13 protein-coding genes are annotated in these 11,762 nt (G+C 63.2%); 3 read left to right on the plus strand and 10 right to left on the minus strand.

Going from position 1 to position 11,762, the window contains the following annotated elements; all coding sequences use genetic code 11:
* Positions 1-53: 53 nt before the first annotated feature.
* The 3 genes from pvdO to pvdM are packed head-to-tail and all read right to left on the minus strand — an operon-like array spanning position 54 to position 3,597.
* Positions 54-926 (minus strand): dihydropyoverdine dehydrogenase, encoded by an 873-nt coding sequence (pvdO, locus tag ACODSK_RS17305; protein ID WP_489017836.1) that lies wholly within the window; start codon positions 924-926, stop codon positions 54-56.
* Between the two features lie 14 nt (positions 927-940).
* Entirely contained in the window at positions 941-2,227 is a 1,287-nt protein-coding gene (gene pvdN, locus ACODSK_RS17310; RefSeq protein ID WP_489017837.1) for a pyoverdine-tailoring periplasmic protein PvdN, read from the minus strand.
* 17 nt (positions 2,228-2,244) lie between these two features.
* The gene (pvdM, locus tag ACODSK_RS17315; RefSeq protein ID WP_489017838.1) at positions 2,245-3,597 is read right to left on the minus strand and encodes a pyoverdine-tailoring dipeptidase-like protein PvdM; all 1,353 of its coding nucleotides are present in this window, start codon (positions 3,595-3,597) and stop codon (positions 2,245-2,247) included.
* A 173-nt stretch (positions 3,598-3,770) separates the two neighbouring features.
* Between pvdM and ACODSK_RS17320 the strand changes: the two genes are divergently transcribed.
* Complete coding sequence (locus ACODSK_RS17320; RefSeq protein WP_489017840.1) at positions 3,771-4,211, plus strand: hypothetical protein; 441 nt, start codon at positions 3,771-3,773, stop codon at positions 4,209-4,211.
* 49 nt (positions 4,212-4,260) lie between these two features.
* Here the strand turns inward: ACODSK_RS17320 and pbpG are convergent, their stop codons facing one another.
* The 4 genes from pbpG to ACODSK_RS17340 form a co-directional block, all read right to left on the minus strand.
* On the minus strand, positions 4,261-5,184 hold the full coding sequence (gene pbpG, locus ACODSK_RS17325; protein WP_489017841.1) for a D-alanyl-D-alanine endopeptidase: 924 nt from the start codon (positions 5,182-5,184) through the stop codon (positions 4,261-4,263).
* A gap of 262 nt (positions 5,185-5,446) precedes the next feature.
* Positions 5,447-6,541 (minus strand): SGNH/GDSL hydrolase family protein, encoded by a 1,095-nt coding sequence (locus ACODSK_RS17330; RefSeq protein ID WP_489017843.1) that lies wholly within the window; start codon positions 6,539-6,541, stop codon positions 5,447-5,449.
* Between the two features lie 172 nt (positions 6,542-6,713).
* A complete protein-coding gene (locus tag ACODSK_RS17335; protein ID WP_489017844.1) occupies positions 6,714-6,896 on the minus strand; it encodes a hypothetical protein in 183 nt (60 codons plus the stop codon).
* A gap of 96 nt (positions 6,897-6,992) precedes the next feature.
* A complete protein-coding gene (locus ACODSK_RS17340; RefSeq protein ID WP_489017845.1) occupies positions 6,993-7,346 on the minus strand; it encodes a hypothetical protein in 354 nt (117 codons plus the stop codon).
* Between the two features lie 173 nt (positions 7,347-7,519).
* Here ACODSK_RS17340 and ACODSK_RS17345 point away from each other — a divergent pair, with 173 nt between their 5' ends.
* Complete coding sequence (locus ACODSK_RS17345; protein ID WP_489017846.1) at positions 7,520-8,332, plus strand: shikimate 5-dehydrogenase; 813 nt, start codon at positions 7,520-7,522, stop codon at positions 8,330-8,332.
* Between the two features lie 113 nt (positions 8,333-8,445).
* On the opposite strand, the gene ACODSK_RS17350 is transcribed toward ACODSK_RS17345, so the two are convergent.
* The 3 genes from ACODSK_RS17350 to nhaR all read right to left on the minus strand — a co-directional run bounded on the left by ACODSK_RS17350 (position 8,446) and on the right by nhaR (position 11,385).
* On the minus strand, positions 8,446-9,087 hold the full coding sequence (locus tag ACODSK_RS17350; protein ID WP_489017848.1) for a YceH family protein: 642 nt from the start codon (positions 9,085-9,087) through the stop codon (positions 8,446-8,448).
* Between the two features lie 97 nt (positions 9,088-9,184).
* Entirely contained in the window at positions 9,185-10,393 is a 1,209-nt protein-coding gene (gene sstT, locus ACODSK_RS17355; RefSeq protein ID WP_489017849.1) for a serine/threonine transporter SstT, read from the minus strand.
* A gap of 86 nt (positions 10,394-10,479) precedes the next feature.
* Entirely contained in the window at positions 10,480-11,385 is a 906-nt protein-coding gene (gene nhaR / locus ACODSK_RS17360; RefSeq protein WP_489017851.1) for a transcriptional activator NhaR, read from the minus strand.
* Positions 11,386-11,519: 134 nt separating this feature from the next.
* Here nhaR and ACODSK_RS17365 point away from each other — a divergent pair, with 134 nt between their 5' ends.
* Positions 11,520-11,756 carry a hypothetical protein gene (locus tag ACODSK_RS17365; RefSeq protein ID WP_489017853.1) on the plus strand — a complete coding sequence of 79 codons (237 nt, stop codon included), beginning with the start codon at positions 11,520-11,522 and terminating at the stop codon, positions 11,754-11,756.
* Positions 11,757-11,762: the final 6 nt, after the last annotated feature.

Raw genomic sequence — 11,762 nt, forward strand, 5'->3', positions numbered from 1 at the left:
ATCCACTACCGCAATCGCGGGTAAACCCGCTCCCACAGGGGGAGATGCAAGGCTTACAGTTCGCGGATCACGCGGAAGCCGATCCAGTCGCCACGGGCATCGATGTACACGTTGTTGCGGTTGCCGGAGCGGGAGAAGATCGGTGCTTCGCCCCAGTCGTTGCCGCGGATCTGCACCTTGTTGCAGCCCGCTTCCTTCCAGGCGCTGCCGTCGGTCGGCGCGCCGACATAGCTGTCGTGATAGCAGTCGGCGACCAGCTCGTAGACGTTGCCATGCATGTCGTAGACGCCGAAGTCATTGGGCGGATAGCTGCCCACCGGCGAGGTGAAACTGTAGCCGTCCTTTGGCCCGTAGACGTTGGCGTGGCGGCTGATTTCGTATTCGGCGTCCGGGTCCAGGGGGAACGGGAAGGGGCCGGTGCTGCCACCTCGGGCGGCGTATTCGCGCTCGGCCTCGCTGACCATGCGGTAGTGCTTGCCGGTCTTCTTCGACAGCCAGGCCACGTAGGTCTCGATGTCGTGGTAGCTCATGCACACCGCCGGCTGCTTCGGCCCCTGTTTGTAGCGCGGCTTGCTGGCCTTGCATTCGCGGCCAGGGCGGGTGTCGCCATCGGCGATCTTCACCCCGGACTCGCGGATATAGGCGTCCCATTCCCCGGCGGTGACCTGGAAGCGGCTGATGGCGAAGGGTTTGGCGAAGGTCACCTGGTGCAGCGGGCCTTCATCCGGTTGGCGACCCAGTTCGTCGTCCGGGGTGCCCATCATGTAGCTGCCGGCCGGCAGCACGACCATCTCCGGGCAACTGCTCTTGCAGTCGCGAAATACCGTGCCGGGTTTGTCGCCCGCCGCCACGGCGGGCAGGCTGGCGGCACCGAGCAGGGCGGCGATCAGGCCGGTGAGTTTCAGGCGGGAAAGGGTAGGGGTCATCGCAAGGCCTTCTTTCAGAGTTTCTTGATCAGCAGGGCCATGGCCCGATCGATTTCCTGCTCGTTGTTGAGCAGGCCCGGGGCCAGGCGGATCACCGGGCCGACGTCGCGGTTGACGGCATCGGACATCACCTTGTTGTCCGCCAGGTAGGCGGCGACGGCATCCGGGTCGCGGTCCTTGATCCGGAAGAAGGTGAAGCCTGCGGAAAACTCGCGACTGCGCGGGGTCACCAGTTGGATCTGCTTGTGCTCCAGCAGGCGTTCCTTGAGGCGGTCGTTGAGCTGGTGGATGCGCTCCTGCACCTCGGCCTTGCCCAGTTGCAGGTGCAGCTCGAAGGCCTTGCCCATGGCCCAGCGGTGCTCGAAGGCGTGGTAGCCGCCGGGGGTCATGATGGTGGCGAAGTCTTCGTCCTGGGAGAAGGTGGCGATGGTCGGGGTCAGCGGGCCCATCTGCTCCGAGGCGGCGCAGATGATCCCGGTGCCGCGCGGGCCGAACATCCATTTGTGGGTGCCGGAAATGAAGTAGTCGCAGTTGAAGTCGGCGAAGCGCTTGTTGTCGACACCGAAGCCGTGCACGCCGTCGACCACGTAGATGATCCGCCGCGATTCGTCGCGGTCGCGGTTGTGCCGGCGGACGATTTCGCCGATTTCGCCCACCGGCAGTTTCACGCCGCTGCCGGAGTGCACCCAGGTCATGCCGAGCACGCGGGTTTCCGGGCGGATGGCCTGGTCGATGGTGGTCAGCACCTGGTCCTTGGAGATTTCCCACGGGTGCTTGAACAGGCGCAGCTTGCGCACCTGGGTGCCCTGGTGGCGGCTGCGGAAGCCCAGGGTCTTGTGGGTGGAATAGTGCTCGTGTTCGGTGGTGAGGATTTCCTGGTCGGCGGCCACCTGCAGGCCACCGTAGATCATGCCCAGGCCCTCGGTGGTGCTGCCGGTCAGGGCGATCTGCCGCGGGCGCACTTCGAGATAGCGCGCGGCCCAGTCGCGGACCTCGCCTTCGCGCTTCCATTCGTACTGGCTTTCCCAGTCCATCAGTGCTGCCGGGTTGCGGTCGATTTCATGGCGGTAGAAGTCGATGGCCTCCTGCACCGGCCGCGGGTGGGCGGTGATCAGGAAGTTGGCGAAGTGCGCGGTATCGCGGTCCAGGGGGAACAGTTCGCGCAACTGGCGCCATTTGTCCGGTCCCTTGAACAGTGGTGTGGCGCTGCCTGCTTCGGCGGCGCTGGCCAGGGAGTTGACCAGGGGCAGGCCGGCACCAAGGATGGCGGCCTGCTTGAGAAAGGTACGGCGGTCGGTCATGGCGGGTGCGGTCCGGTTCAAGGCGTGATGGCAGCGACGGGGCGGGCGCTTTTCTGCACCTGTTCCCAGACCCGCAGGAAGTTGCCGCCCCACAGCTTGGCGATATCCGCCTCGCTGTAGCCGCGGGTGAGCAGTTCGGCGGTGATGTTGCGGATCTCGCTGACATCCTTCCAGCCGGCCAGGCCGCCGCCGTCGTTGAAGTCCGAGGCGATGCCGACGTGGTCGATGCCGATCTTCTTCACCGCATAGTCGATGGCGTCGCCGAACTCCTTGAGCCCGGCCTTGGGTTCCTTGTCGACGATGCCGTAGAGGTTGCTGGCGTAGTCGCCGAAGCGCGCCTCGGGCCAGATGGCGATCACCGCGTCGCCGGGCATCAGGGCGTTGGCCAGGCCTTGCAGGGGCTGCAGGTCGAAGCGCGCGCGCAGGGCTTCGAGCTTGTCCAGGGTCGGTTGGCTCAGCGGCCGCAGGTAGGTCGGGAAGCCGACGATCTGCACCACGCCGCCGCTGTCCTTGATCAGTTGCAGTTCCTTGTCGCTGAGGTTGCGCGGGATATCCACCAGCGCCCGCGGCGCCGAGTGCGAGGCCACCAGCGGCGCGCGGCTGAGCCGGGCGACCTGCTCCAGGGCCAGGGTCGACATCTGCGACACGTCGATGATCACCCCGAGGTCGTTGAGCCGGGTCACCGCCTGCTTGCCGATCGGTGCCAGGCCGCCGAGGGCGTCGGCGGTGTCGTTGAAGAACGGCAGTGGCCGCGACGAGTCGGACCAGGCGTTGTTGCCCACGTAGTTGAAGCCGAACATGCGCATGCCGCGGGCGGTCCACAGGTCCAGCTGGCTGAGGTCATCGCCCAGCGGGTAGGCATTGAGCATGCTGATGAAGATGGCGAACTTGCCTTCGCCGTGCAGGCGGCGGAAATCGTCCGGGGTGTAGGCGATGCCGACCTGGTTGGGGAAGTCGCGGACCATGCCGGTGATGATCTTGTAGCGGACTTCCTGCTGGTGGCGCGCCTCGTCGACGAAGCCCGGGGTCGGCCGGTGCGGCGCGTTGGGGCCGTTCCACAGTTCCGGCCAGCCGAAGACGGTCAGCGCTGCGCCGGAGAGGCGCCCGCGCCCGGCCTTGACCAGGTCGAACTGGCCGGGCCCGTCCTTGTCCGCTTCGCGCCCGGCACTGCCGAAGTCCAGCGGCACGGTGATATGGCTGTCGAAGGAAATCATGTGCTCGTGCAGGGCATTGGCCTGCTCGACGATCTTGCGCGGGTAGCCGGCATCGTTCTTCCAGTACAGCCAGCCGGCGGCAGCGGCGCCGATGCCGAGCGCCAGGGCCAGCGGCAGGCCGATGTACAGGGCTTTGCGGGAGCGGGGTTTGGTCATTGCCATCTCGGTCCGTTTCCAGGAGGACGATCCTGCCGGGACACGGGCAGAGATCGGTGTCAGGGGAAGGACGAAGACGGGGCGGGGAAATTTATCCCGGGATGCACGCCTAAAGTTTTATTTGTAACGGCCGATGTCCTGTTCAGATCCCTTATCTCAGGACGTTTTTTCTCATGGCCGATTACCTCAGCGCACTGGCATCGAATCTGTCGATCAACGGCACCCACAGCAACGTGACCAACAAGACCAACGTCGATGGTCAGGCGGTGGCCGCCGAAGGCAGTGTGAAGGCCGATCTGTCCACCGTGCGCAGCGACGGCAAGCCGGCCGCGACGGCGTCGGACAGCAGCGAGTCGAGCGAGTCCCAGGAAATCAAGCAACTGCGCGAGCAGGTCAAGAAGCTCCAGGAGCAACTGGCCGAGCGGCAGAAGGAGCTGCAGGAGGCGATGTCGAGCAAGGGCGACGAGCAAGCCAAGGCCGTGCGCGTGGCGGCGGCCCAGGCGGCGGTAGCGACCGTTACCGGGCAACTGCTGACGGCGACCTCGGCATTGCTGCAGGCGCTGACCGAAGCGGGCGACAGCAGCGCCGGCAGCACGGTCAACACCACCGCCTGATCTGGCGCGCAAATAAAAAGGCCCGGCTTGCATGCCGGGCCTTTTCGTTTCAGTCCACCTGCGGCCGGTTCTGGCTGCGTTCGGCCTTGTAGCGTGCCGCCACCGCCGGTGCCGGCTTGGTCGCGCCGGTCTCCAGCCACTGGCGCATGCGGCTGGCATCGGCGAAGTGGGTGTACTTGCCGAAGGCATCGAGGATCACCATCGCCACCGGACGATTGTCCATCTTCGTCAACAGCACCAGGCAATGGCCGGCATCGTTGGTGAAGCCGGTCTTGGTCAGCTTGATATCCCAGTTCGGCTTGTTGACCAGGTGGTCGGTGTTACGGAAGCCCAGGGTGTAGTTGGGCTTGCGGAAGGCCACGGTCTTCTCGCGGGTGGTGCTCAGCTCGCTGAGCAGCGGGTAGTTGCGTGCGGCCAGCAGCAGCTTGGTCAGGTCGCGGGCGGTGGAGACGTTGCTCGGCGACAGGCCGGTCGGTTCCACGTAGCGGGTGCTGTTCATGCCGAGGGCCTTGGCCTTGGCGTTCATCGCCTTGATGAAGGCACCGTAGCCGCCCGGATAGTGGTGGGCCAGGGTCGCGGCGGCACGGTTTTCCGAGGACATCAGGGTGATCAGCAGGGTTTCCCGGCGGCTCAGCTCGCTGCCCAGGCGCACCCGCGAGTACACGCCTTTCATTTCCTTGGTCTGGGCGATGGTCATGGTCAGCATCTCGTCCATCGACTGCTTGGCATCGAGCACGACCATGGCGGTCATCAGCTTGGTCACCGAAGCGATCGGGCGAACCATGTCGGGATGGCTGGAGTAGAGCACCTGGTTGGTTTGCAGGTCGACCAGCATGGCGCTGCCGGAGGCCAGATGCAGTTTGGACGGGTCACGCTGGGCCTGGGCGGCGGGTTGAGCGACGGCGTTGGCAGTGACGCCGGCGGTACCAGTGAGCAACAGCAGCAGACTCAGAATCGAAAGGGAGGTTTTCACGTAGGTGCTCACTAAAAGAAGGTATGTCGTTGGCTATGCAAGGATTTTTATTTTTCTAAGCGTGACATTGTGGAGTATGGCTTATGCAGTGTCGAATGCCTTATGAATAAAGGGCGCAAGGTGAAAGATGTTTAATCCTCCGGCAACTCTGTCTTTTCCCGGGTGCTGTCGTTTCGCAGCGATGACCGGGTTTTTGGCAGTGGCAGCGCCGGGCGGCGTGGGAGCTAATATGAAAAGCCCTGCTATAAGCAGGGCATTTCATTCAGATTCCGTATATTGAATTGAGAACCGCTTCGGCAATGACTTTGTGAACATAATCATTGGGAGTCTGAAGGCCGTTTCCAGTGAGATCGTAGAATCTTTTGTTTTTCGATATCCCGTCCCACACCGATGTAGTGTCGACAGTGGTGATGTTCTCGTTCGATATGGCTATGTCTTTCAGGGCGGCGGTGTAGCGATTGATGTATTCGTTGTGATGGATTTTCGAACTTGGATTTGCCCGGATAGGACTCACCAGCACGAATGCGGTGGCAGGATTTTTTGCCCTGACGCTCTTGATGACATTTTCGATATTGGCCTTGTACTTTTCTGGCGCAATGTTGTAGCTGTCGGTCATCCCGAATGCCAGGACTATCAGGTCGGAGCTCTGGTCATTGAGCCTGGTGTCAACCCACCAACCGGCATGCGAGGAGTTGATTTGCGGTTCGGAGTTGTTTCGATACAGATATTTGCCGGGACGTGTTTTCTCCACGCTCGACATCACAAGATTCACATATCCATGGGTACTGTTCGTGCCATAGGTGATGGCGTCGCCGAAGAACGTGATGCGGATCTTTCGGTTCGGGTATTTCTTTTCCAGGTTCTTTACGAAGCCGGTGGTCTTGATGTAGTAGCTTTCTGTCTTCTTGTAGTTGATGGAGTACTGGTATTTCTTGAACTCTTCGGTGATTTTTACGCCGGTTTTAGCGCTGTCCGCGAGTGAGGGTGCAGTAAAGCCGTAGGGCGCGCCCTTGATCTTCGACCCCGGCAGGATGGTTATTCCACGATCCGTCACCGAATAATCCTTGCCTTCTACATAGGTCTGCCCCAAGGGTTGGCTATAGACGGACTCAATCGACGCGGGCTTGAACGATGTCCTGTACTCGCTGGGGAAGTCATCGCTCACGAAAATGGTTTCGCCGATCACCTGGTCGCCCCGGAGCGGCAGTTTATCCAGCCTTTCCTTTTCTGATATTTGCTTGTTGCAGTACGGAGTATTGCACTCCTCGAACGCCTTCCCTTTTTTTACGTCCTCGCTGTGTGCCGACGTGCAGAATGTCAAGGCCAGGAGAAGTGCTATCGATTTATTTCGCTTCATGCGCTACCTGCAAATTAATCAGCGTTTCTTTCAGAAAAACTCGCGGATTCTATCAGGGCGCGGTCGGGCGTGGCGAGTTGGGTTCAGGGCTGAACGGGCAATAAAAAGCCCCGCCATGAAGGCGGGGCAAGGGGAGGTGTGCGGAGCAACGCACAAGGGAAAGTCGGGGGACCTAGGCCTCGAACGACTCGGCGGCGATATCGCGCGCCTTCGCTTCGGCATCCGGGAGCGACAGGATCGGACCGCCGATCTTCTCGCCATCGCGTACCAGGTACCAGCAGACCAGCAGTCCGACATCCCTCAAGGCGGATGGAACGGCGCTGCCGACGACGGACATGATGCTGATAGTGGCCATGGTGAGTGCTCCCTCTGGGGTCATGGCTGCTACCTTACGTTCCGCTTCGGCTGCGGTGAAATCAGTGTTCTCAATAGTGTTCATTGATGAAATCCACTACCAGCGCGGCGGTCCGTAATAGACCGGTGGCGGGCCGTAGTAGCGACGGTAGTGCGGCGGCGGCACCGGCACATAACGCTCTACCACCGGGTACGGTTGGTAGTACACCGGTTGTGGCGGCGGCTGGTAATACACCGGAGCCGGTGGTGGCGGTGGGTAGTAGGCCGGGGCCTGTTCGACGACCACGGTACGGTCGCGGCCACCGGAGACGGCGGCACCGACCACGGCACCCACTACGGCTGCACCGATGACCGGACCCGCGCCCCAGCCACCGCCGCCATGGGCGGAGGCTTGTCCGGACAGGGCCAGGGCACCGATCAGCAGGGCGATACCGGGGATATGACGATTCATGATGACTCCTCGCAGGGCATAACACCGCCCGTAGAACGGGTCGGGGATACCACTATGACCACTATTTCAAAAGGTTTCGCCGGGGTGTTTGGTAAAGGTTTTGTAAGGGCCGATCAGCGGTCGTGAGCCGGCTTGGGCATACTGTGCGCTTTCGTGGTTTTCCGGAGTACGTCATGACCCCCAGCAAAGACACCGTCCTGTGCATGTCCCTGGCCGGCCGCCCCGGCACCTTCGGCGTGCGCTTCCACAATCACCTGTATGAGCAACTGGGGCTGGATTACTACTACAAGGCCATGACCACTGCGGACCTGCCGGGAGCCATTGGCGGGATCCGCGCACTGGGAATCCGTGGTTGCGGGGTGTCGATGCCGTACAAGGAGGCCAGCATCGCCCTGGTGGACGAGCTGGACCCGTCGGTAGCGGCCATCGATTCGCTGAACACCATCGTCAACACCGACGGCCATCTCAAGGCCTACAACACCGACTACATCGCCGTGCGGCAATTGATCGACGAGCATCGGCTGGATCCGCGGCAGCCGTTTGCCTTGCGCGGCAGTGGCGGCATGGCCAAGGCGGTGGCCTGTGCGTTTCGTGATGCCGGGTTTGCCTCGGGCACCATCGTTGCCCGCAACGAAACGGCGGGGCGGCGGCTGGCGGAGCAGTGTGGTTATGAGTGGTGCGCCGAGGTGGGGGACTTGCGTCCGGCATTGCTGGTGAATGTCACGCCGATCGGCATGGCGGGCGGAGCGGAGGCCGAGCAACTGGCCTTTGCCGAGGAGGTGATCGAGGCGGCCGGGGTGGTCTTCGACGTGGTGGCAATGCCGGCCAGGACGCCGCTGATCGCCGCCGCCGAGGCGCGGGGCAAACCTGTGATCACCGGTCTGGAGGTGATTGCCTTGCAGGCGCTGGAGCAGTTCGTGCTGTACACCGGAGTGCGGCCGAGTCGGGAGCAGGTGGAGCGGGCTGTGGTGTTCGCCCGGGGTTAGGCGCCGCCAAGGCAACGCGGACCTTGTGGGAGCGGGTTCACCCGCGATTACGTCGGTGAATCCACCACCGCTATCGCGGGTGAACCCGCTCCCACAGAGTGCTCATCGCTCGCTTACTCGAGCCGGGCCAGGCGCTCTTCCAGCGCCGCGATCCGTGCCTCCAGCGCTTCGATCCGCTCCGCCGAAACGCCACTGGCCGCCCGCTCGGGGCCCTGCTGGCGCGCCGCGAGAATCGCTTCGATCTCCTCCGCATCGCCCAGGGCATGGGTGTAGCGGTCTTCCCGCTGCCCGGCCTGCTTCGGCAGGTGCAGGGCAAGGTCGCGGGCGATCAGGCGCTCCAGTTGATGTAGAACCTCGTCGGTATCGGTGAATTCATGCATGCGCTGGCTGCGGGTCAGCAGCTCGTTGAGCGTCTGCGGCCCGCGCAGGAACATCAGCCCCATCAGGATCAACTGCGCTGGTACCAGCTCCAGGCCCTTGTCCACCCGCTGTTCCCAGCGGTCGGCGCGGCTGCCCATCTGCAGGCGCACCAGGCCCTGGCCTTCGAGGTTGCGCAGGCTCTGGCCGATCTGGCCCTGGGTCAGGTTCATCACCGGTTCGCGGCTGGTCTTCTGGTTGCAGGCCAGCATCAGCGCGTTGAGGGTCAGGGGATAGGTTTCCGGATTGCTCGCCTGTTTCTCGATCAGCGAGCCGAGGATGCGCACTTCGGCGGGAGTGAAGCGGGCAGTGGCGGAAGTATCGTGCTCGTCGGACATGGCCCTGTCTCTTTACGGGAAAAGGGTCCTAGCCTAGGGGCGCAGGCGGGTAAAACACAAGCGACCGATGGCGCGTGGCCACCGGTCGCTATCGGTATCAGGCGCGGCGTGCTTCGGCCTGGCAGGCGGCGGCGGTGAAGAGCACGTCGGTGGAGGAGTTCAGCGCGGTTTCCGCCGAGTCCTGCAGGACGCCGATGATGAAGCCCACCGCCACCACCTGCATGGCGATCTCGCTGGGGATGCCGAACAGGCTGCAGGCCAGCGGGATCAGCAGCAGCGAGCCACCGGCCACGCCCGAGGCGCCGCAGGCGCAGACAGCCGCGACCACGCTGAGCAGCACGGCGGTCGGCAGGTCGACGGCGATGCCCAGGGTATGGACCGCGGCCAGGGTCAACACGGTGATGGTGATCGCCGCACCGGCCATGTTGATGGTGGCGCCGAGCGGGATGGACACCGAGTAGGTGTCTTCGTGCAGCCCGAGTTTCTCGCTCAGGGCCAGGTTGACCGGAATGTTGGCCGCCGAACTGCGGGTGAAGAACGCGGTGATGCCGCTTTCACGCAGGCACATCAGGGTCAGCGGGTAGGGATTGCGGCGGATCTTCCACCAGACGATCAGCGGGTTCATCACCAGCGCGACGAACAGCATGCAGCCGATCAGCACCGCCAGCAGGTGCAGGTAGCCGAGCAGGGCATCGAGGCCGGACTGCGCCAGGGTCGAGGCGACCAGGCCGAAGATGCCCAGCGGGGCGAAGCGGATCACTACGCGAACGATCAAGGTCACGCCGTTGGACAGGTCATCCAGCACGGTACGGGTGGTTTCGCCGGCATGGCGCACGGCGACACCCAGGCCGATGGCCCAGGCCAGGATGCCGATGAAGTTGCCGCTCATCAGGGCGTTGACCGGGTTGTCCACTGCGCTGAGCAGCAGGCCTTGCAGTACTTCGGTGATCCCGCCTGGTGCACTCATCTGCGCTTCGCCGGTGCTCAGCACCAGGGTCGAGGGGAACAGCATGCTCCCCACTACCGCGACTACTGCCGCGCCGAAGGTGCCCCACAGATACAGGGCGAGGATCGGACGGATATGGGTTTCCTGGCCGTGCTTGTGGTTGGCGATCGAGGCCATGACCAGGATGAACACCAGGATCGGTGCTACCGCCTTCAGGGCGCTGACGAACACCTTGCCGACAAAGGCCAGGCTGGCGGCGGCCTGGGGCGCGACCAGGGCGAGGGCGATACCGGCCACCAGGCCGATGAGGATTTGCAGCACCAGGCTGGTGCGATTGAGCAGCTTCAGAACAGGGGTCATAGGTGGATGGCCGGACGAAAAAGGGCGGGACTGTACCACACCTGCACCACTCGGTACCCGGAGCCCGTCCGGCGGTAGTGGCCGGGTCAGGCCAGCGGCCAGTTGAACAGCTCGCGGCGTGCGCCCTCGGTGATGGCGACAATGCCCGGGTGCTTGACCTTGCGCTCCACCGAGATGGCGTAGAACGACTCGGTCACCGCATCGGTCTGGCCGATCAGTTCGACGTCGTATTGCCGGCAGACTTCCTCGGCAATCACGCTGGGGGCGATGAAGATGCCGCTGCCGGACTTGCCGAAGGCCTGCATCAGCGCGCTGTCATCGAATTCGCCGACGATCCGTGGCTGCAACTGCTGCTCGGCGAACCAGCGCAGCAGACGGTTGCGGACCATGGTTTCCTGGCCAGGGATCAGCAGCGGCGCATGCTGCAGGCAGGCGGGGAAGGGCAGGGGCTGGCGTGCTTTCAGCTCCGGGGTGGCGAGAAAGCTGATTCCGCATTCGCCGAGCTTCTGGCTGTAGCCCTTGATATCCAGGTGACCGGGCATCGGGCTGTCGGAGATCACCAGGTCCAGGCGCTGGATCGCCAGGTCGGCGAGCAGGCGTTCCAGCTTGTCCTCGCGGCAACTGATGCGCAGCGGCTCGGCCAGCTCCATGGTGGGAGCAATCAGGCGGTAGACGATGGACTTGGGCACCACATCGGCCACGCCGACGCGGAACAGCACCTGCTGGTCCTTGGGCTGGGCCCGCAGCATGGCCTCCAGTTCGCCGCCGATCTGGAACATCTGCTCGGCGTAGGACAGCGCCTGGCGTCCGGTCTCGGTCAACTCCAGCTGGCGACCGACGCGCTGGAACAGCTCGATGCCGTAGGTCTGTTCCAGCAGGCTGATCTGGCCGCTGATGGTTTGCGGGGTGAGGTTCAGCTGTTCACAGGCGCGGACAATGCTGCCGGTCTTGGCCACCACCCAGAAGTAATGCATTTGCCGGTAATTGAGCATGGCCGGTCTCTATTCGGAAAAACCGAAGTATAACCGCTGAAAATACGAATTTTTCTGAAGTTTTCCGCTCTCTAGAATGCCTGCCATTGCGGTGCCATCTGTCGTGGCACCGACGACATTCCAGTGAGGACGACATGCTCCATATCAAATCCATCGGTACACCCCTGGTCCTGGTGCTTGCCCTGTTCGCCATGAGCGGCTGCGAGCAGGCCGAGAAATCCGCCCAGCAGGTGCTCAACCAGGCCGCCGAGTCGGCCAAGCAGGCCATCGACAAGACCAACGAAGCGGCCCAGCAGGCGTTGAGCGAAGCCACCGGCTCGGAGAAATCCGAGAAGGAAGAAAGCAAGGACACTGACGGTCAGAAAATCTGACCTATT

The sequence above is a fragment of the Pseudomonas sp. FG98 genome, assembly GCF_057808595.1.